This window comes from Thioclava sp. NS-SX20 (assembly GCF_057380695.1).
The window spans coordinates 316,627-337,468 of record NZ_JBXXRY010000002.1; the positions used below are offsets into that span (position 1 = coordinate 316,627).

A 20,842-nucleotide genomic window follows, 5' to 3' on the forward strand; every position below is an offset into this window, starting at 1 on the left:
AGCCCCGCGACTCCAAGGATGGTGTCGCGCCATGATGATACATGCTTTGCAAGCGGACGTTTATGTTGTGCTTTGTAAATGTCCGGAGTGGGCCGAACACGTCGACGGCTTATCGCGGCCCTCGTATCGGGCTGCCGCACCGCCGTATGACCGGTTTGAGCCCAAAGTTGACATGACACGCGCTGTGATAATGTGTGCAGGCTATGGGGTAGCCACCTAGGTGAGTGCCGGAAATTCCGCCGTAGAACAGGCCTCCTGCGGCGGAGTGTTCCGTTCGCTTGGTCTATGCTGCCGTTTCCAGTGAGAAGCCGATACGGTCACCATGCCCAAGCCCGTAGCCAAACTGGATCATCATTTCCGTCATCGGTTCGAGATAGCGGGCGTTGGTTAGGTCACCCGCTGCAATCGCCTTGAGGTTCATGCCCCGCACCAGCGTCGTAACGCATTCAACCGCCGCACTATCGTTGCCGGCGACGAATACCGGGAGCCTGCAAAGCGTTCCTTCCGCATGATCTGCCAGAACCGAGGCGAAGATCGTGTTGAACGCCTTCACAACGGCAGAGGTTGGCAACAGCCGAGCAAGTTCTTCCGCGCCAGACGTGCTATGCCCCGTAGTCAGGCTCATGAAGTCCTCGGAAAGCGGATTGGTGATGTCGATGACCGTCTTGCCGCTGAGCGTCTGTTTGATCACGGGTTGTGCCAAAATGGCAAGCGCCTGTTCGTATTTGAGAGCTAGGATGACGACCTCCGCGCGCGATATTGCTGCTACGGGATCGTCCGCGCGGCCCACGCTGTCCACCAGGTGTCCGGCGTTGCGGAGGAGGGTAGCCAGCGGCGTGCCCATATTGCCTTTTCCCAGAATTGCGATCTGCATGTTTCATCTCCTTTGCTCGGATACTGTTTTCCGGATGCACTGGACTTAGCACGGCGGAGAATGTCATACTCGCCGTATAATGACATATGATATGCCCAAACAGACAATTCGAAATCTTATCGATCCAGACAGCGCTACGGCTGCGGTATTCGTGCTTTCCGACCGCCACCAGAGCCTTTCAGGGCCTTGGCACAGTCATCAGAGATTGCAGCTTCTGCATGTCAGCGAGGGTGTGCTGGCGGTCGAGACGGAGGCGGCACGTTTCATCATTCCTCCGCAGCGGGCTGTCTGGATTCCGCCAGGCAGACGGCATCGAATATCTTCGCGTGCGCCATTCTGGCTCACTACCTGCTACATTGATCCCGAAAGAATCGAGTTCGTCCGACAAAACGAGATCGGCGTGACCATCGACCGGTTGTCCGATGCCCTGTTGATCGCCGTGGCCGCCTTTGGTTCGCAAGGCCCCGGCTCGCCTGAGGAGGCGCGCATGCTTCAGGTTCTTCTGGATTGTTTGGCGCGGCTTCCGGCCTTCGACGTCGTGTTACCGCTTCCTGTCAGCGACCGATTGCGTCGCGTGACGCGGCCTCTACTGACCGACCCAGGACGAAGCGGAACCCTCGCCGATTTTGCTCAACAAGCCTGCGTCACCGAAAGAACAGCGGCGCGGCTATTCAAGGCCGAGACCGGTCTGAATTTTGGTGCTTGGCGTTTGCAGCTTCGTCTGCAAGCCGCATTGGGGTATCTGTCGGAGGGGCGCTCCGTAACAGAAACAGCCTTTGCCATCGGCTACCGGGACGTTTCGTCGTTCATAACTGCTTTCAAGGACCACTTTGGCCAGACGCCATCACAGATGCTACTGGGTAGAACCTAATACCTCGAAGAACGCCCGCTTCGTCCGCATTGCGGACGTTTGTAGCGGTTATGTCGCGCAGGCTAGGCGCGACATAACACCCGTTTGAAAGCTAATGGTAGCTTCGAGCCCAAGCCGACCGCACGGGGGCGCTTGCCTCGTCTGTGCTGCGTTTTGGGAACATAATCCGAACTGCCATCAGTGCCCGGCCTTGTCTCAAAGGCGAATTCCTTGTACTGAGGCGGCATGGTGCCGGGCACCTGCCGCCTGCGGACGCGAGTCACGGTGAAGCCCGGAGCGAGACGACATCTCACCCTCGAAGCATTTCGCAGGTGGGTAATGCAGGCCCCCTCCAAATTCGAAATGCCTCTCAGGAGGAGTGAGCGATGTCTGTCGGACGCGCTACCAATACGCTTGAAAATCCTTTTCTGACCCTGCCGGTCAGACGACTTTTCTGGGCCAACACCCTTCCCATGGCGGTGGTCATGTCGACCAGCGGCCTGCTAAATGTGGTCGACGGCATCTTTGTAGGACGGTTCATCGGGGCTCAGGCCCTTGCTGCTGTCGGTCTGGCATTTCCGGTGGTCATGTTGTTGACGGCATTGACCACCCTGACAGGTGGCGGCATGTCGAGCCTTCTGGCCCGGCACCTAGGCAAAGGGTCGCGACCCGAGGCGGAAGCCGTTTTCGCGGGAGCGCATGGGTTTGCCCTCGCTCTGAGTGCGGCCTTGCTGCTCGGCGCGCTGATATTGGGCCCGGGCATTGTGTCGTTTCTCGCAGCCGGAAATGAACCTGTCGCGGCGCAAGCAAGGGCGTATCTGCTGATCCTGATCTTGGGAGCGCCTGTGCAGTTCGGTCTTGGGCTGCATGCTGATGCGCTACGCAACGAAGGGCGATCAGGGCACATCGCGGTGCTATCGGTGATCGTAAACCTGTTGAACGTAGTTGCAAACTATATCGCGATCGTGCTGCTTGATTTCGGCATCGCAGGATCGGCGATCGGGACAGTGGCGGCACAGGCACTTGGCCTGATGCTGCTTTTGCTGGTGCGGAGCCGCGATCCCGCTCTTTTGCCGCTTGCCACGCTCCGGCAGGCAAGCTGGCTGACAGCATGGCGGCAGATTCTATCTTTGGGCCTGCCGCTCAGCCTGAGCTTCATCGGAATGGCGCTCGTGGCCAGCACCGTGCTTCTGGCCATCGGTAACACCGCCACAGATCATGGAGCATATGTCGCAGCTTACGGGATCGTAACGCGCATCCTGGGTCTGGCTTTCCTGCCGCAGATGGCCATTGCGTTGACCACCCAGAGTATCACCGGAAACAACATCGGCGCAGGCCGAAAGGACCGGGCGGTCGCGGCCCTGAGGCTCGCCATCGGGTGCGCGCTCTTCTGGTGCCTGGGCGTGACACTGGCAGGAATGCTGGCAGGCGAAACGCTCGGCGCGGTGTTTTCCGAAGATCAGGCAGTGATCACGGCAGTTGGTGCCATCACACGCCCGATGACGGTGCTCTATGCCGTAACCGGGCCGATCCTTGTGGTTGCCATGCATTTCCAGGCCATGGGGCATCCGCTGCAAACCGCGGCTCTCACCCTGATCAAGCCCTGGGTGCTGACGCCAGCGCTTGTCACCCTGCTGAATGCGCACTTCGGGATCCAAGGCATCTGGCTTGCGTTTCCTGTCGCAGATACCGCTCTGCTTATCGTGACTCTGACGATGGTTTTTCGGGGCCGCGTCTTCGACACAACCCCCATGACATCGCGCCCCAAGGAGGGATCATGACACAACCATCTCTTGATACCGTCAAGGCGCAGGCAAAGGCTCTCCGGCAGGCACTGCAAGCCGGGGGCACTGTCATCACTCATGCGCAGGCCCTTGAACTGATCGCCCGGCAACACGGGGCACGAGACTGGAACACGCTGCATGCCCGGCTCACTCGGCGGAATGCACCACCCGAACTTGCCCTTGGTGATCGGGTGGCTGGGTCTTACCTAGGCCAAGCCTATACCGGCGAAATCGTTGCCTTATCGGGGCCTGTCGGGCATCGGCAGGTGGACATCAAGCTCGACCAGCCGATTGACACCGTTCGGTTCGAAAGCTTCTCGAACTGGCGTAGCAGGATACGTGGAACTCTCGACATTGAAGGGCGCAGCCATCGCAAAACATCGGATGGCTCACCGCACCTGATCGTGAAAAAGGTGCCGCCCTGACCTCGGGGGACGGAAGTGCAGCTTCTGTTCGATCCAGAGTGTGTGTAGGCATTCGCCAGCGTGGTGGTTGGCAGCTTTGTCCGCAATGCAGACGTCGAGCAACCGGGTCGTGCTGCACAGTGCCACGAATGGCTGGTTCAGTGAACTACACCACTGCGTAGATCAGCCCGATGAATGTCCGGAGAGGGCCGAACACGTCGATATAGCTGGCACCGCCTTCACCGTGATGTTTTATGTCGAGCATGGCGCCTAGATATGTGGTAGGCTTGGTTAAACAGCGAGCTAGGAGGATAGAATGCTCCAAATCATCCGTGCCCAACCTGTAGCATGCCTTTCGATCATGGTTTCACTGATCACTATAGGGCTGATGATCGTCGATTACGTTCATCACATGTGATTGTTGCTGACGAGCCATTGCGGACTGTCGAGATCGCTTGCTTCTTGACAGATGCGGCACTGGCTAGCATGAATGCCTTCATGGACCGTATTTTTGCATATGCAGTAACGACGACGACCATCGCTTTGCGGTGGCCGGCCCTGTGATGCTTTAAGAGACGCGTCTTTGACCCAACCCCGCCGGATATGCGCGGGGTTTTTCGTTTCCTGATGCTGTCCGGCTTTTATCTGGATGATCTCATGGAACAAAATGACCACCGAATTCTCGCCCGCCGGCTTGATCTCTTCCATCTCGAGGAAAGCGCACCCGGTATGATCTACTGGCACCCGTCGGGATGGCGGCTCTACCAGCTGCTTGAGGCGTTCATCCGCAAACGGATGCGCGCGAATGGCTATGAGGAGGTGAATACCCCGCAGCTTTTGCCCCGAAGCCTGTGGGAGAAGTCCAGCCACTGGGAAAAGTTCAGCGAGAATATGTTTGTCGTGCCGCGCGAGAGCGGGCGCGATATGGCGCTGAAGCCGATGAGCTGCCCCGGCCATTTGCAGATCTTCAATGCGGGCCTGAGGTCGTGGCGTGACCCGCAATGCCTTTTGCGTGCATGAGCGTGTGGGCACATTCGGGGAGTATAAATCCGGTCCGCATGCCGCCATGGTCCTGGGCCGCGAGATCGATACGCGGATCTTTTCGAGATACTGGACCTATGGCTATGCGGTGACCGAGGCGCGGGAAAGCGGTCCGCGCAGGTCTTTGCAGTTTTATGACCAATATGGCGAGGCGCTGCAGAAGATCTACCTGCGCGACGCCTCGTCGGTTCTGGCATGGGCGGCGCTTCTGGCGGAGTTGCGCCTCGCCCGGCAGGTGCCGGACATCTCGCCCGAGCCAGTGCCTGCACCGGAGGCGCCTACGGCTGATCCTGCCAAGCGTGAGGCGCTGATCGAGGGTTGGCAAAAGATGACCGATACCCATCAGTTCAACCTTCTAACGCGTCACCTCGGGATGAACCGGCTGGCGGATCAGCCGAACTTACCCGCCGTCCTTGCTGGAGTAGGGCGCAAGCCGCGACACACCGGGGTCTGGGCGCAACGGATGCCCCGTCATGGGGAAGGCCCTCTGCGCACAGTCCTGGCGGTCACAGATTTTGCAGCCCGCACCAATCGGCGTGGCAATGTCCGGGTTCTTCAGGTCCAGCCCGCGGGAATAGACAAGCCGCTCCGCATGCGACAGATCACAGCCGAGCGCCACAGCGAATTCCTTGACTGGTGCGCCGAAGCCGCCCGTTCCGTGGCGCACCATGCGCGCAACCCAGAGGTAGCTGCGTCCATCCGGCATCTGTGCCACCTGCGTCAGCACCTCGCCGAGCCGCGAGAAGGCCGCGTAGACGTTCCATAGCGGACACGATCCGCCGATCCGCGAAAAGTGAAAGTCGGTCGCGGACTGACGCTTGGAAATATTGCCCGCGCGATCCACCCTGACGAAGAAAAATGGCACGCCGCGCGCCGCGGGCCGTTGTAGGGTGGACAGCCGGTGGCAGGTGGTCTCGAACCCCACCCCGAACCGATGGGCAAGCCGTTCGATGTCATAGCTTTCGGCCTCAGCGGCTTCGAGAAAACTGCTGTAGGGCAGGATCACCGCCCCGGCAAAGTAGTTCGCCAGCCCGATACGAAGAAGCGCGCGCCCGTCGTCGCTTTCCATCCCGGCCTCCAAGGCCAGCCGGTCGATCAGGCTCCCTTGCTCCAGAAACCCAAGCTGCGTCGCCATCTGAAAAGCGCGTTGCCCCGCTGTCAGCTGCGATGACAGATGCAAGACCCCCGCTCCCGCATCGAACCGGCGCAGCGCGCGGGTGTCATCCGCCAGCACCACACGAATACCGTGTCGCCCGGCAAGGCGGTCGATCAGCCCTTCGGCTATCCGTCCGGGGCGTAGCCCCTGTCCGATGCTTTCGGCTGCCTCGTCCAGGGCAGGCACATAGTTATGCTGTTCATAGAACCAATCGCGCACCGCCTCAAAGGGCGCAGGGCCTGCACCGAGTTCCCCGGAGAGGCGCCCGTTCATCAGGTCCATGCGCTCCGTACTCTCGCGCAGCCTGGCGTGTGTTGCGATGATTGCACGGGCGACACCGGGCATATTGGCCGCGATCTCGCGCACCTCCGCCAGAGATGCCCCCGCCCCCTGATCGGCCAGCGCGGCCCGCAGATCAGGGATGAGACGCGCTTCTTCGGCCTCTGAAAAGAACTGCACATCCAGTCCGAAGACGGCGTTCAGTTTCAATAATACGGGCACAGTCAAAGGTCGCTGGTTGCGTTCGAGTTGATTGAGATAGCTTGGCGAAATCTCCAGAGCGCGGGCCAGCGCGGCTTGGGTCATGCTGCGCTCTTCGCGCAGGCGGCGCAGGCGGACGCCCATGAAAGGTTTTTTCATTCTCTCATCCTTCGCAATATTCGCAATTTATAAGACATCCCTTCGCAAATATACGCGTTTTCAGTAGTTTATATTGGCTTCATCCTTGTGTGAAGCTGGCTTTGCTAATTTTGCGAAGTTCGGTTTCCACAAACCGATAGATGGAGCCCCCGATGTCCCAGACGCCCGATGGTCATCCAAACGATCAGCCCGATGACCCGACTCTGATGGTCGAAATGATCTTTCCCGAACAGGCGAACCACTATGGCACGTTGTTTGGCGGCACGGCCTTGTCGCTGATGGCGCGGGCGGCCTTTGTCGCCGCGGCCCGCAGGGCGCGTGGTGCGGTGGTGATGGCGCGTTCGGAACAGGTGGATTTCACCACGCCAGTCCGGGTCGGGGAGCTTTTGGAGCTTCGGTCCGAGATCATCCGTATCGGTCGCAGTTCCATGCGTGTCGCGGTCACGGGCATCGCAGAAGAGATGGAGACCGGCAATCGTCGCGAGGCCCTCAAGGGACAGTTCGTGATGGTGGCCGTGGATGCAGCCGGGCGCCCACGCGCCCTCACTGAAAAGCCCTTAAAGAAGGAAGAGACTATATGAAAACGCATGACGTGCGGAGCTATAAATCCGCCGAACATCTGGCCCGCGAAGACCAATTGGCCTGGAAAATCGCGGAGGTGGCAGCCGACCCGGTCGCGGTGGCCCCCGAGGTGATCGAGATGATCATCAACCGGGTGATTGACAACGCCGCCGTTGCCGCCGCCTCGGTGTCGCGCCGTCCGGTGGCCTCGGCTCGGGCGCAGGCACTGTGTCATCCCTATGCCCCCGGCGCGACTGTTTTCGGTATGCCGACCGACACCCGCGTCAGCCCGGAATGGGCCGCCTGGGCCAATGGTGCGGCGGTGCGAGAACTGGATTTCCACGACACTTTTCTGGCCGCCGAATATTCTCATCCGGGCGACAATATCCCGCCGGTTTTGGCGGTCGCGCAGCATGCAGGCCTCTCTGGCCTTGATCTGATCCGAGGGCTGGCGACCGGCTATGAGATTCAGGTCGATCTGGTGAAGGGCATCTGCCTGCATGAGCACAAGATCGACCATATCGCCCATCTCGGGCCATCGGCTGCAGCCGGGATCGGCACCGCGCTGAACCTGCCGGTCGAGGTGATCTATCAGGCGATCCAGCAGGCGCTGCATGTGACAACCACGACGCGCCAATCGCGCAAGGGCGAGATTTCCTCATGGAAAGCCTATGCGCCGGCCTTCGCGGGCAAAATGGCGATCGAGGCCGTTGACCGTGTGATGCGCGGCGAAGGTGCTCCCAGCCCGGCTTGGGAAGGCGAAGACGGCTTTATCGCATGGCTGCTGTCTGGGCCGGATGCCGTCTATCACGTGCCGCTGCCGGAGCAAGGTGAGGCCAAACGTGCGATCCTCGACACCTATACCAAGGAGTATTCGGCGGAGTACCAAAGTCAGGCGTTGATCGACCTTGCCCGCCGCATGGGACCGAAGATCGGCGATCTGTCCAAGGTCCAATCGATCTGGATCGAGACCTCGCATCACACCCATTACGTGATCGGCACCGGGGCGAATGACCCGCAGAAGATGGACCCCACGGCCTCGCGCGAGACGCTGGACCATTCGATCATGTATATCTTTGCGGTCGCGCTCGAAGATGGCGGTTGGCACCACGAGAAAAGCTATGCGCCGGAGCGCGCCCGGCGGCCCTCGACCGTGGCGCTCTGGCACAAGATCTCGACCGCCGAGGATGCCGAATGGACGCGCCGCTATCACGTCCGCGATCCGAAGGAAAAGGCCTTCGGCGGGCGGGTTACGGTCACGCTTGATGACGGGTCCCACATCGTGGATGAGCTGGCACTGGCCGATGCCCATCCCGACGGGGCGCGCCCCTTCGTGCGGGCGGATTACGTCCGGAAATTCCTGACCCTCTCGGAAGGCGTGCTGAGCGCGCCCGAACAACAGCGCTTTCTCGATGTGGCCGAGGGGCTTGCCGATCTCAAGGCGGGTGATCTGGGCCAACTCAATTTCGTGGTCGATGCCGAAAAGCTCGGCGCGCTGCGTCCGCATGGCATTTTTGATTGGAGGAAAACATGAGCGGCGACATCAAGAAACCGAAAAAATCCGTGGCGCTTTCGGGCGTCACAGCAGGCAACACCGCGCTGTGCTCGGTGGGGCAAAGCGGCAATGACCTGCATTATCGCGGCTATGATATTCTCGATCTTGCGGAGAGTTGCGAGTTCGAGGAGGTTGCGCATCTGTTGATCCATGGCTGCCTGCCATCCGCCGCAGAGCTCGATGCCTACAAGGCCAAGCTCAAGGTGCTCAGGGGCCTGCCGAAAGCCGTGCGTAAAACGCTTGAGGCAATCCCGGCAGCGGCACATCCGATGGACGTGCTACGCTCCGGGGCCTCGGCGATGGGCTGCGTTTTACCTGAGGCCAGCGATCACAACACCGCTGGCGCGCGCGACATTGTGGACCGGTTGATCGCGGTGCAGGGTTCAATGCTGCTCTACTGGTATCACTACGTCCAGAACGGGCGACGGATCGAGGTCGAGACCGAAGACGACAGTATCGCCGGGCATTTCCTGCATCTGTTGCATGGTAAGCAGGCCAGCGAGGACGAGGTCCGTGCCATGCATGTGACCCTGAACCTCTATGCCGAGCATGAGTTCAATGCCTCGACCTTCACCGCGCGTTCCATCGCGGGCACCGGGGCGGATGTCTATTCCGCCATTACCGGGGCGATCGGCGCGCTCAGGGGGCCGAAACACGGCGGCGCGAATGAAGTCGCCTTTGAGACCCAGAAACGCTACGAGACGCCGGAGGAGGCCGAAAGCGACATTCGCGCGCGTATCGCCAACAAGGAGGTGGTGATCGGCTTTGGTCACCCGGTCTACACGGTCTCCGATCCGCGCAATGTGGTGATCAAACGCATCGCCCGGCACCTGTCGGAAGCGGCAGGCTCGATGAAAATGTATGACATCGCCGAGCGGATCGAAGTCGTGATGCTGGAGACCAAGCGTATGTTCCCGAATCTCGACTGGTATTCCGCCGTCTCCTATCACCTGCTGGGCGTGCCGACGGCGATGTTTACACCGATTTTCGTCATTGCCCGAACCTCGGGCTGGGGGGCGCATGTGATCGAGCAGCGGATCGACAACAAGATCATCCGTCCCTCGGCCAATTATATCGGCCCCGAAAACCGCCCCTTCCTGCCGCTCGGACGGCGGGGCGTCGACTTTCCCAGAGCAGCGGAGTGAGACCATGACTTATTTGATTGCAGATGATTTGCCCGCAGAGAGCGCCGGGCGGCGCTTTTGCAAGGCGCTGAATGAACCGGGCATCTTGCGGCTTCCGGGCGCGCATAACGGTCAGGCCGCGCTTCAGGCTAAGGCGACCGGGTTCGGGGCGTTGTACCTGTCGGGGGCGGCGATGACCGCATCGATGGGCCTGCCGGATCTGGGCATTATTACCGTGGATGAGGTCTGTTTCTTCATTCGCCAGATCGCGCGCGCCTCTGGCTTGCCGCTTCTGGTTGATGGCGACACCGGCTATGGCGAAGTGCTCAATGTCATGCATATGGTGCGCGCCTTCGAAGAGGCCGGCGCGGGCGCCGTGCATCTCGAAGATCAGCTTTTGCCCAAGAAGTGCGGCCACCTGAATGACAAAAAACTCGCCTCTGCGGCCGATATGGCGGCGAAAGTGGCGGCGGCGGCGAAAGCCTCACGCGATCTCGTCATCATCGCTCGCACAGATGCTGCGGCCTCTGAGGGGATTGAGGGCGCGGTGGCTCGTGCGAAACTTTACGTCGAAGCGGGCGCCGATGCGATTTTCCCGGAGGCGCTGACCTCGGTCGAGATGTTCAAAGAGATGCGCGCGGCTTTGCCCGGTGTCAAACTTTTGGCCAATATGACCGAATTCGGGCGCACGCCCGCGCTTACCGCTAAGGAGTTCGAAGAGCTGGGCTATGACATGGTGATCTGGCCGGTGTCTTCGCTCAGGGTCGCCAACAAGGCGCAGGAAAAACTCTACGCCGCCCTTGCCCGCGACGGGGCCACGACGACGATGATCCCGGAGATGCAAACCCGCAAGGAGCTTTATGAGACCATCAGCCTAAACACTTTCGAGGCGCTGGACAATTCAATAGCCGCATCGGTCGCGCCGGAGTAAGGGGGCTGATTTCAAACGCTTTTGTATTGAATGTGCAGTGGATCGCTGCGCATGCTTCGGGGTTGGATATGATGTTGCAGCACGATTATATCAGAGATCTATAGCAAGGATTCATACCTGATGATTGACCTTCAACCGCTGGCAATTTTACGTGAAATTGATCGGACGGGCAGCCTGACACAGGCTGCCGATAAATTGTTTCTGACGCAATCAGCCGTCAGCCATGCTGTTCGCCGGTTCGAAGAACGTTATCAGGTGAAACTCTGGAAGCGCGAAGGTCACAAACTGCGCCTGACCCCGTCGGGGGAGTACCTCCTGGGGCTGGCCAATCGCGTGTTGCCGCAACTTGAATATGGCGCCGTGGTGCTTGAGGATTATGCCCGCGGGCGGCGCGGTGCGATCCGGGTGGGGATGGAATGTCATCCCTGCCAAGACTGGCTGATGCGTGTGCTTGATCCGTTTCTGTCGCAATGGCCCGATGTGGATTTAGACGTGACAACGGCCTTTCAGTTCGGTGGCCTTGCTGCGCTTTTGAGTCATGAAATCGACATTCTCGTCACGCCTGATCCGGTCGAGCAGCCGGGGATCGAGTATCAACCCGTCTTTGACTATGAGCTGGTTTTGGCCGTGGCCGAAACCCATCCTTTGGCGCGCAAAGATCGGGCAGAACCGGCTGATCTGGCGGGGGACACCCTGATCACCTATCCGGTCTCCCGCGAGAGGCTGGATATTTATACCCAATTTCTGATCCCTGCTCATGCTCTGCCGCGTCGTCACCGCACGGTGGAAACCACCGATCTGATGCTGCGTCTGGTGGCGTCGGGCCGTGCAGTCAGCGCAACGCCGGATTGGTTGCTGCGCGAAGTCAAGGGGGTGAGAGGCGTGGGTCTGGGGCAGGGGATCAAAAAGTCGATTCATTTGGGTCATCGTAAGGGGGAACGCCCCAATTATCTCAGCGGCTTCATGGAACTGGCCGCCACCGTCCAAATCTGACGGCTCCCTTAGGGGGAGCATCAATATGATGTTCAGTCATGTATTTCAGAAATATTATCATTTCTATTCATGATTATTTTCGCGCATACAGCCACGAAACTGCTTTGGTTCCCGAGACTAAGGCTTCCGCAGCCTAATGACGACCACCAGTTGAGACACCGGACCCGAGACTGGCAAGCCCTGACGCAACCTTCCGGGATCCGCCTTGGGCCCTTGGCCAAATCTGAGGCCAAATCTCAGGCAAACAGGATAAGCGATCACCAGACCGAAGATTTTGCATTCAAAATTTCGACCCTTCGCTTCGACGAAAACTATACGTCGGCGGATCACACCTGGCTGACGACCAATTTTGCCAATCTGGCACGTGGGGAAAGCTGTCAGGACAACCTGCGCCGGGCGCTCACCATGATAGACAACCGTTTCAACGCATTGGCCCATTGGGACAACCCCAAGGGGGATTGCTACGCCGTCGAGCTGGGGATTGTCTCTGCCGATCTGGACATTGATGGCGATGGCGGTGACATCCCGGTGATCGAGATGCTGAAAACCACTATCGTCGATCACAAGACTGGTGCGCGGATCGAATGCGCATGGCTTGGGTCTGCGGGCGCGCGTCCACGCCTGATCTTCGGCCCGAGCTGCGCGATAAACTAATCGTCCCCCGTTTCGCGAAACCTCACGGCTAATCGTGGAGGGGGCCCGCCCAAGATCACGACCGATTTGCCGCACAGACCGCCCCGAACTCAGGGAGCGCGAAATTTCCTCTCGCTCGGCAAAGGTAAGCGCTCCCACCTTATGCCTGCGCTCTACAGGCGCGACGAGGATGGCAAAGACAGAGGCCACGTGCTTACCCAGGGCACGACCAATCTCGCTAAGAGTTTCGCCATTCTTCCAGCGTTGCCAGAGTTCCGCCTTCTGTTCTCGCAAAAATCCAATACGTGCAGATTGCGCCATGCCCAGTCCTTTCACACCATCTCATATCAAAGATGTTGCGCTGACCGATTGAACCCACCGAGATCTTCTTCGCGTGTCAAAAGCAATGAGATTTCAGTTCATTGCGGATTATCGAGGAGATTTTTCACGCGCCCGTCTTTGTCGCCTGATGCAAGTTTCGGACCGTGGGCTCCGGGCATGGCGTCACAGGCCGCCATCGCTACGTCAGCGCCGCGACATGATCCTTTTGGCCCATATTCGCGAACAGCATCGGCTCAGCTTGGGCAGCTAAAGCGAAATGCTTTCACGGCTGAGTGGACGACATCTCTTTTGCATGAGTGCCCTCATTGAGGGAGGAAAGGAAGCTGAGATCACACTTCGCCCTCGAACCGGAACAGGGCGAGGCTGCGTTCGCGTTCGTTGATCGCGAGTTTGCGGTTGATCGGGGCTTGCGCACGTGAGGCGCAGTTGCGGCGCTCACAGAGGTAACAGTTCAACCCGATGTCCGTCGGTTCGGTGGTCCCGAGATCGAGCCCGTCGGCGTAGACCAGGCGCGCGGCGTAGGAGAGGTCGCATCCCAGACCGATCGCATGTTTCTGTGCAGGTGCATTATAGGTGCCGCCCACGCGGGTCACGGTGCGGGCAATCGACAGGTAGCTTGCGCCCTCCGGCATCCGAATGACCTGTGTCTGGACCTGTTCGGGGGTCTCGAAAGCGCCATGGATGTTCCAGAGCGGACATGTGCCACCGAAGCGCGAAAACGGGAAACGGCCCGCGCTGAAGCGTTTGGAGATATTCCCCGCCCGGTCGATCCGCACGAAGAAAAACGGCACACCGCGCGCGTCTGGCCGTTGCAGGGTGGACATGCGATGCGCCACCTGTTCGTAACTCGCGCCAAAGCGGTGGCCAATCAGCTCGATATCGTACCGCTCCTGTTCACATGCGGCGAGAAAGCGTTTGTAAGGCATGAGCAGGGCGGCGGCGAAGTAATTTGCGAGGCTTACACGGGCGAGGCTTTCGCAGTCTCCGCCGAAGCCCGCGTTAGCCATCACCGTATCCATCAGTTCTTCGTGCTCAAGCCGCGCGATCAGAACCCCCATCTGAAACCGGCGGCTGCGTTGGGTGAGAAGTTCTGAGAGCATCAATTCTTTGCGATGCGGGTCGTAGCGCCTGAGCGCCCCGCTCATGACGGTGGCCGGGAGGATGCGCACGCGGATACCATGGCGTGTCAGCCGTTCGGTGAGTGCTATGTGCGGTTCCTCGCGATGCAAGCTCATGTCGGTAGCCTGGGCTTCGGCGGCCTCGTCAATCGGGGCGATGTAATTGCTGTTGGCGTAGAACCAGTCGCGCACCCGCTCCACCGGGCGTGCGATCTGGCCCAGCACTTCGACCTTGTTGCGATCCGTGAGCGGGTTCTCGTCGGTCTGGCTGCGCATCATGGCGTCGGTGTGCTTGCCTTGCAGACGCACCAGAGCTGCGGCGATCCGGGGCGAAGCTTGCAGCACGGCATCGATCTCGCTTTTCGGTAGGCGCGGCAGTTCGAGCGCCGGGTCTTTCAGCACCGCTTCGAAATCCGCCGTCAGTTGCGTGTCGATCTCCGGGGCCAGCTCTGAGATGTTCATGTCGTAGACCTGTGCGAGCTTCATCAGAAGTTTAGCAGAGGCCGGGCGCTGATCCGTCTCGATCAGGGTGATGTAGCTGGTGGAGACATCGAGCTGCGCCGCCATCTGCGCCTGTGTCAGCCCAAGCGATTTTCTCAGCACCTTGAGGCGGTTGCCGATGTTCAGTTTGACGCCTTTAGGACTCATGCCCTGCTTCTCCCGTTTAGCTCAGTGTGCCGTTTCTGGCGTGACAACATTACAAATCGGCCATGAAAGAAATTACAAAAATTACAATATAACCATTTGATAACAAATAGATAGTGAAGTTTTTCATGACATTACTAATCTAACTACAGGAATCGCATGTCGATGCATACAGAAATTGAACTGACATAAGGGAGGAAATCATGGCTCTGGATCTAACACACTCGAAGGCGCTTGTGCTGCGCGATGTCGCGGGGGCGGAGCACGTTTTGACGCCAGAGGCGCTGGAGTTTCTCATCGCGCTGAATGCTGAGTTTGCGACGCCGCTGCGCACACTTTTGAACGCGCGTGCCTCGCGCCAGAACGGCTATGACACCGGTCATCTGCCGGAATATCTGTCGGAAACACAGGACATCCGGCGCGGGTACTGGCAGGCGGCGGGCGTGCCTGAGGCGCTTCAGGACCGTCGGGTCGAAATCACCGGTCCGGTGGATCGCAAGATGATGATCAATGCGCTGAATTCCGGGGCCAAAGTCTTTATGGCAGATTTCGAAGACGCCTCTGCGCCGCGTTTCGACGTCATGATCGCCGGTCAGGTGAACCTGATGGATTATCGCGACGGCACGCTTGCCTTCGACAATCCGAAAACCGGCAAATCCTATCGCACCGCAGAACACACCGCGACGCTGGTCGTGCGCCCGCGGGGGCTGCATCTGGAAGAGGCCAATGTGCTGATCGACGGCCAGCCGATGTCCGCCGCCTTGTTCGATTTCGGTTTGTCTTTCTTTCACAACGCCCATGAGCTTTATAAAACTGAGCGGGGGCCGTTCTACTACCTGCCAAAGCTGGAAAACCATCGCGAGGCGCGGCTCTGGAATGCGATTTTTGTCTGGGCGCAGGATCGGATCGGACTGCCGCAGGGCGCGATCAAGGCGACCGTGCTGATCGAAACCCTGCGAGCAGCTTTCGAGATGGATGAGATCATCTGGGAGCTGCGCGACCATATTGCTGGGCTAAACTGTGGTCGCTGGGATTACATTTTCAGCTATATCAAAACGCTGCGCGCGCATCCGGAATACGCGTTACCCGACCGGGCGCAAGTCACGATGGACAAGGCGTTTCTGGCGACCTACGCCGCACAGCTCGTTAAGGTCTGTCATAGGCGTGGCATTCATGCCATGGGCGGCATGGCGGCGCAAATCCCGGTGAAGGGCGACTCGGCGGCCAATGAGGCGGCTTTCGAGAAAGTCCGGGCCGACAAGCTGCGCGAGGTGCAGCTGGGCCATGACGGTACATGGGTGGCACATCCCGATCTGGTGTCGGTCGCAATGGAGGTCTTTGATCGCCATATGCCCGAGGCCAATCAGATCAAACGCCCACGGCAATATTACCGGATTGAAGAATACAAACTTCTGGAACCACATCGGGGCAGGGTCACTGCGGTCGGGGTGCGGATGAACATCTCCGTCGCGCTCGAATACTTGTCGCAATGGCTTTCGGGCCGGGGCGCTGTGCCGATCCACAACCTGATGGAAGATGTGGCCACCGCCGAGATCAGCCGCGCGCAGCTCTGGCAATGGATACGTCACGGGGTGGAGGTTGCGCTGGACGAAAGTGGCGCGCGCAAGATGGACGCCGAGTGGTTCGGCAAGCTGTTGCAGGCGGAGGTGTCGGACATTCTCGACCGGATTGGCCCGGTTGGGTTCCACCGCGGGCATTACGCCTCTGCGCTGCGCCTCTTGCACGAAGCGGTGACGGCGCACGAGATGCCCGATTTCATTACGGTCCCAGCCTATGATGTCTTGAACGCGCTCGACTGATGGACCTGATTACACAGCTTTCCCCTTTTGGCGGGCCGATACCCATGCGCTTGCCCGCCAGTCTGCTCAAACTGCCACAGAGAGGATATATCATGGCACAGCACAAAACCTATGCCGAGCTTCGCGAGGAGCTTGAAGCCCGCTACCCGAACAGCCAAGCCGCAGGCGGTGTCACCGTGGACGACATCATCCAGCTCAGGATCCAGAACACCTATGACACCCATCTCGACATTGCCCGCGACATGGCGAGTGTCATGCGCGCCGACATGGCCGCCTATGATGCGGATGCGACGAAGTTCACCCAGTCGCTTGGTTGCTGGTCCGGGTTTCATGCCCAACAGATGATCAAGTCCGTGAAACGTCTGAACGGTACCACGAAACGCACCTATGTCTATCTCTCCGGCTGGATGGTCGCCGGTCTACGCAACACCTGGGGGCATCTGCCGGATCAGTCCATGCATGAGAAAACCGCGGTGGCCGACCTCATTCGCGAGATTTATACTTCTCTGCGTCAGGCCGACGAGGTGGCTTTGAACGATCTGTTCAAGGAGTTGAAGCTGGCCACTACGGAGGAGACACGTAAAGCGGTGATCGAGAAGATCGACACGTTCGAGAGCCATGTTGTGCCGATCATCGCCGACATTGACGCCGGTTTTGGTAACGAACATGCGACCTACCTTCTGGCGAAGGAACTGATCAAGGCCGGGGCTTGCTGTCTCCAGATCGAGAACCAGGTGTCGGATGCCAAGCAATGCGGTCACCAGGACGGCAAGGTCACCGTACCACGTGAGGACTTCATCGAAAAGCTGCGCGCCTGCCGTCTGGCTTTCGAAGAACTGGGCGTCGATGATGGTGTGATCGTCGCCCGCACCGACAGTCTCGGGGCCGGTCTGACGCAGAAAGTGCCGGTCTCCGCCGCGCCGGGCGATCTGGCCTCAGACTATATCAAATGGCTCGACACCGAACAGATCACGGAAGAAACCCCGATCTCAGAAGGCGAACTAGCGCTCTATCAGGACGGTGAGTTCGTGCGTCCGCGTCGGCTGCCCAACGGTCTTTTCCCTTTCAAACCGAACACCGGGCGCGCCCGTGTGGTCGAGGATTGCATCGCGTCGCTGTCGCATGGCGGGGCCGATCTTTTGTGGATCGAAACCGACACGCCGAACGTGGATGAGATCGCCGGTATGGTGAATGAAATCCGTGAGAAAGTGCCGAATGCGAAACTGACCTACAACAATTCGCCGTCGTTCAACTGGACGCTCAATCTGCGCAAACAGGTCCGCGATCAGTGGCTTGAAGAGGGCAAGATCAAGGAGGCCGATTACCCGGCGGGCAACGAGTTGATGAAGGCCGATTTCGACGAAACCGAGCTTGGGCTTGAGGCGGACAACCGTCTGCGCAACTTCCAGTTCGACATCTCGACGAAAGCGGGCGTGTTCCACAACCTGATCACGCTGCCGACCTTCCACCTCACCGCGAAATCCATGGACGAGCTGAGCCAGGGCTATTTCGGCGAGGACAAGATGCTTGCCTATGTTTCGACCGTTCAGCGGCAAGAGATCCGTCGCGGCATCTCTGCGGTCAAGCACCAGCACGAAGTGGGGTCCGATCTGGGCGATACCTTCAAGGAAATGGTCGGGGGCGAACGGGCGCTGAAAGCGGGCGGCGCGGCCAACACCATGAACCAGTTCGCGGCAGAATAAGCTGCAAAGAAACGGCCGCCGGATTGATTGAGGGGTCTTTCCTCCCGGCATCCTCCGCGCCGCTCCGGTTTTCGGTGCGGCGCATTTTCAGTCCCCAGAAGATCAGTCCCGGGTCGAGGGGAGAACCATGATCAGATTGGGTTATGCCGCAGGATTTGGTCGCCGAGACGCTGATCACCTATCCTGTCTCGCGCGAGCGGCTGGATATCTACAGCCAGTTCCTGATCCCCGCGCATACGCTCCCCCGTCGTCACCGCACGGTCGAGACGACCGACCTGATGCTGCGGCTGGTGGCGTCAGGCAGAGCCGTCAGCGTGACCCCCGACTGGCTGTTGCGCGGGGCAAAAGGTGTGCGCGGGCTGCATCTGGGCGAGGGGATCGCCCAATCCATCCATCTGGGCCACCGCAACGGGGACCTACCCGATTATTTCCGCGGGTTTATCGAACTGGCGGCCCGTGTCGAGGCCTGACATGACAGTGCGTCATGGATCTCTGAGATATAATCATTTTTCTTCATGTCGGGTTTCTTCCATATCAGCGGTACCACTTTTCAACCGCTGATTGGTTGGCACCCTGCAGGCACATAAAGGGTGTCCACCGCCATGACAGGATGCCCATATGATGTCCGAGGATTTTACTTTCAGGGTCTCGAAGCTGCGTTTTGACGAAAGCTACGCGCCGCGCGACCATACGCGCCTGACCACCAATTTTGCAAATCTTGCACGCGGGGCGCATCGCCGTGATAACCTGCGCCGCGCGCTGCGTATGATCGACAACCGCTTCAACGCTCTGGCGCAATGGGATAATCCCACGGCCGACCGCTATTCGGTCGAGCTTGATATCCTCTCGGTCGAGATGGATCTGCCGCAGGGCCAGCGCTTTCCGGTTATCGAGATGCTCAAGACCAGCATTCGCGACCATCGAAGCTGCACGCGTATCGCAGGGCTGGTTGGCAATAACTTCTCCTCCTATGTCCGCGATTATGATTTCAGCCTGCGCCTGCAGCAGTTCAACAAGGATCGCCCGCATTTCGACGTGCCCGAGGATTTCGGTGATCTGCATGGCAAGCTGTTCAAAAGCTTTCTCGCATCCCCCGCCTATAAGGCGCTTTCGGACAAACCGCCTGTCATCTGCCTGAGTGTGTCGCATAACAATATCTACCAGCGGACGGCGGGCTATCACCCTGTGCTGGGCGCGGAATATCTGGCCGATGATACCTCTCTGACCGAAAGCTATTTTGGCAAGATGGGGCTGAAGGCGCGCTATTTCATGCCCGAGGGCAGCGTAGCCCCTCTGGCTTTCTATCACGCGGGCGATCTGACCAATGCGTATAGCGATCTCGAGCTGATCGCTACGATTGCAACGATGGAAAGCTTCCAGCGCATCTACCGCCCCGAGATCTATAACGCGAACGCCCGTGCCGCCGAGATCTTCCGCCCGAGCCTGACGCATGACGATTATTCGCCCACCCGCATCACCTATGATCGCGAGGAGCGCAGCCAGCTGGCGATAACTCAAGGCGAATATACTGCCGAGCATCTCATCAAACCCCATCAGGCACGTCTTGCCGAATGGGCCGCCCGTTTTGCGGCCTGATACAGAAAGCACCGACATGACCCGACTTCTTCCCACATCTACCGCAGGCAGCCTGCCCAAACCCAGCTGGCTTGCCGAACCTGAAACGCTCTGGTCGCCATGGAAGCTTGATGGCGCGGCGCTGACCGAGGCCAAAGAAGATGCGCTGCGCGTGGCGCTGTGCGAACAGCAAGCAGCGGGCATCGATATCGTCTCGGATGGCGAACAGACCCGCCAGCATTTTGTGACTACCTTTATCGAACATCTCGAAGGAGTGGATTTCGAGAAGCGCGAAACGGTCACCATCCGCAACCGTTATGAGGCCAGCGTGCCGAGCGTGGTGGGCGAGGTCTCGCGCCAGAAACCGGTCTTTGTCGAGGATGCCAAATTCCTGCGTGCCCAGACCAGCGCCCCGATCAAATGGGCGCTGCCGGGCCCGATGACCATGATCGATACGCTCTATGATGCGCATTACAAAAGCCGCGAGAAACTGGCATGGGAATTTGCCGTAGCCCTCAATGAGGAGGCACGCGAATTGCAGGAGGCCGGCGTCGATATCATCCAGTTTGACGAGCCCGCGTTCAATGTCTTCTTTGAAGAGGTCAATGACTGGGGCATGGCCACGCTGGAACGTGCGATGGAGGGGCTGACCTGTGAAAAGGCCGTCCATATCTGCTATGGCTATGGCATCAAAGCCAATACCGACTGGAAGAAGACGCTGGGCAATGAGTGGCGTCAATATGAAGAGATCTTTCCCAGCATCCGGAAATCCAGCGTCGATCTGGTTTCGTTGGAATGTCATAACTCCCATGTGCCGATGGACCTGATCGAGCTGATCCGCGGCAAGAAGGTGATGGTCGGCGCCATTGATGTAGCCTCAAATGTGATCGAGAAGCCCGAAGACGTGGCCGCGACCCTGCGCAAGGCTCTGAACTTTGTGGATGCCGATAAGCTTTACCCCTGCACCAATTGCGGCATGGCGCCGCTGTCGCGCAATGTGGCGCGTGGCAAGCTTGCGGCCCTTGCCGCGGGTGCGGCGATCGTGCGGTCTGAATTACAGGGCTGACATTCGGGGATAATGTTCGGGGCTGGCC

18 protein-coding genes and 4 pseudogenes are annotated in these 20,842 nt (G+C 59.2%); 17 read left to right on the forward strand and 5 right to left on the reverse strand.

Annotated elements, in window-relative coordinates:
- Positions 1–283 precede the first annotated feature (283 nt).
- Complete coding sequence (locus AC2ISB_RS15105; protein ID WP_486576876.1) at positions 284–874, reverse strand: NADPH-dependent F420 reductase; 591 nt, start codon at positions 872–874, stop codon at positions 284–286.
- Positions 875–965: 91 nt separating this feature from the next.
- On the opposite strand from AC2ISB_RS15105, the gene AC2ISB_RS15110 reads away from it, so the two are divergent.
- From AC2ISB_RS15110 to AC2ISB_RS15120, 3 genes are all read left to right on the forward strand, one after another.
- Positions 966–1,745, forward strand: a complete 780-nt coding sequence (locus AC2ISB_RS15110; RefSeq protein WP_486576877.1) for a helix-turn-helix transcriptional regulator — start codon at positions 966–968, stop codon at positions 1,743–1,745.
- A gap of 365 nt (positions 1,746–2,110) precedes the next feature.
- Positions 2,111–3,505 carry an MATE family efflux transporter gene (locus AC2ISB_RS15115; protein WP_486576878.1) on the forward strand — a complete coding sequence of 465 codons (1,395 nt, stop codon included), beginning with the start codon at positions 2,111–2,113 and terminating at the stop codon, positions 3,503–3,505.
- Positions 3,502–3,933, forward strand: a complete 432-nt coding sequence (locus AC2ISB_RS15120) for a glyoxalase superfamily protein (RefSeq protein WP_486576879.1) — start codon at positions 3,502–3,504, stop codon at positions 3,931–3,933. Before AC2ISB_RS15115 ends, AC2ISB_RS15120 begins: the two co-directional genes overlap by 4 nt.
- A gap of 387 nt (positions 3,934–4,320) precedes the next feature.
- On the opposite strand, the gene AC2ISB_RS15125 is transcribed toward AC2ISB_RS15120, so the two are convergent.
- Positions 4,321–4,620, reverse strand: a complete 300-nt coding sequence (locus tag AC2ISB_RS15125) for a hypothetical protein (protein WP_486576880.1) — start codon at positions 4,618–4,620, stop codon at positions 4,321–4,323.
- A 21-nt stretch (positions 4,621–4,641) separates the two neighbouring features.
- Here AC2ISB_RS15125 and AC2ISB_RS15130 point away from each other — a divergent pair, with 21 nt between their 5' ends.
- A complete protein-coding gene (locus AC2ISB_RS15130; RefSeq protein ID WP_486576881.1) occupies positions 4,642–4,932 on the forward strand; it encodes a hypothetical protein in 291 nt (96 codons plus the stop codon).
- Between the two features lie 4 nt (positions 4,933–4,936).
- Positions 4,937–5,113: pseudogene (locus tag AC2ISB_RS15135) on the forward strand (ChuX/HutX family heme-like substrate-binding protein); the annotation flags it as partial.
- Between the two features lie 240 nt (positions 5,114–5,353).
- Here AC2ISB_RS15135 and AC2ISB_RS15140 read toward each other — a convergent pair.
- Positions 5,354–6,748 (reverse strand): short-chain fatty acyl-CoA regulator family protein, encoded by a 1,395-nt coding sequence (locus tag AC2ISB_RS15140; protein ID WP_486576882.1) that lies wholly within the window; start codon positions 6,746–6,748, stop codon positions 5,354–5,356.
- 152 nt (positions 6,749–6,900) lie between these two features.
- Between AC2ISB_RS15140 and AC2ISB_RS15145 the strand changes: the two genes are divergently transcribed.
- The 6 genes and pseudogenes from AC2ISB_RS15145 to AC2ISB_RS15170 all read left to right on the forward strand — a co-directional run.
- Positions 6,901–7,329: an acyl-CoA thioesterase gene (locus tag AC2ISB_RS15145; protein WP_486576883.1), complete on the forward strand. Its 429-nt coding sequence runs from the start codon at positions 6,901–6,903 to the stop codon at positions 7,327–7,329.
- Positions 7,326–8,843 carry an MmgE/PrpD family protein gene (locus AC2ISB_RS15150; protein WP_486576884.1) on the forward strand — a complete coding sequence of 506 codons (1,518 nt, stop codon included), beginning with the start codon at positions 7,326–7,328 and terminating at the stop codon, positions 8,841–8,843. Before AC2ISB_RS15145 ends, AC2ISB_RS15150 begins: the two co-directional genes overlap by 4 nt.
- A complete protein-coding gene (gene prpC / locus AC2ISB_RS15155) occupies positions 8,840–10,009 on the forward strand; it encodes a bifunctional 2-methylcitrate synthase/citrate synthase (protein WP_486576885.1) in 1,170 nt (389 codons plus the stop codon). The genes AC2ISB_RS15150 and prpC overlap by 4 nt, the downstream gene beginning before the upstream one ends.
- Before the next feature lie 4 nt (positions 10,010–10,013).
- Positions 10,014–10,919: a methylisocitrate lyase gene (gene prpB / locus AC2ISB_RS15160; protein ID WP_486576886.1), complete on the forward strand. Its 906-nt coding sequence runs from the start codon at positions 10,014–10,016 to the stop codon at positions 10,917–10,919.
- Positions 10,920–11,039: 120 nt separating this feature from the next.
- Positions 11,040–11,912, forward strand: a complete 873-nt coding sequence (locus tag AC2ISB_RS15165; RefSeq protein ID WP_330629514.1) for a LysR family transcriptional regulator — start codon at positions 11,040–11,042, stop codon at positions 11,910–11,912.
- A 249-nt stretch (positions 11,913–12,161) separates the two neighbouring features.
- Positions 12,162–12,497 (forward strand): annotated as a pseudogene (locus tag AC2ISB_RS15170) (putative oxygenase MesX); the annotation flags it as partial.
- Here AC2ISB_RS15170 and AC2ISB_RS15175 read toward each other — a convergent pair.
- Positions 12,498–12,866, reverse strand: a pseudogene (locus AC2ISB_RS15175) (transposase); the annotation flags it as partial.
- Positions 12,867–12,945: 79 nt separating this feature from the next.
- On the opposite strand from AC2ISB_RS15175, the pseudogene AC2ISB_RS15180 reads away from it, so the two are divergent.
- Positions 12,946–13,134: pseudogene (locus AC2ISB_RS15180) on the forward strand (IS3-like element IS1133 family transposase); the annotation flags it as partial.
- 82 nt (positions 13,135–13,216) lie between these two features.
- Here AC2ISB_RS15180 and AC2ISB_RS15185 read toward each other — a convergent pair.
- Complete coding sequence (locus AC2ISB_RS15185; RefSeq protein ID WP_330629515.1) at positions 13,217–14,653, reverse strand: helix-turn-helix domain-containing protein; 1,437 nt, start codon at positions 14,651–14,653, stop codon at positions 13,217–13,219.
- Between the two features lie 200 nt (positions 14,654–14,853).
- Between AC2ISB_RS15185 and aceB the strand changes: the two genes are divergently transcribed.
- The 5 genes from aceB (at position 14,854) to AC2ISB_RS15210 (ending at position 20,814) form a co-directional block, all read left to right on the forward strand.
- Positions 14,854–16,470, forward strand: a complete 1,617-nt coding sequence (aceB, locus tag AC2ISB_RS15190; protein WP_486576887.1) for a malate synthase A — start codon at positions 14,854–14,856, stop codon at positions 16,468–16,470.
- Positions 16,471–16,562: 92 nt separating this feature from the next.
- Positions 16,563–18,173 carry an isocitrate lyase gene (locus AC2ISB_RS15195; protein ID WP_486576888.1) on the forward strand — a complete coding sequence of 537 codons (1,611 nt, stop codon included), beginning with the start codon at positions 16,563–16,565 and terminating at the stop codon, positions 18,171–18,173.
- A gap of 143 nt (positions 18,174–18,316) precedes the next feature.
- Positions 18,317–18,643 carry a LysR substrate-binding domain-containing protein gene (locus AC2ISB_RS15200; protein ID WP_486576889.1) on the forward strand — a complete coding sequence of 109 codons (327 nt, stop codon included), beginning with the start codon at positions 18,317–18,319 and terminating at the stop codon, positions 18,641–18,643.
- A gap of 151 nt (positions 18,644–18,794) precedes the next feature.
- A complete protein-coding gene (locus AC2ISB_RS15205) occupies positions 18,795–19,769 on the forward strand; it encodes a putative oxygenase MesX (protein WP_486577047.1) in 975 nt (324 codons plus the stop codon).
- Positions 19,770–19,785: 16 nt separating this feature from the next.
- Positions 19,786–20,814, forward strand: a complete 1,029-nt coding sequence (locus tag AC2ISB_RS15210) for a methionine synthase (protein WP_486576890.1) — start codon at positions 19,786–19,788, stop codon at positions 20,812–20,814.
- The last annotated feature ends 28 nt before the right edge of the window (positions 20,815–20,842 follow it).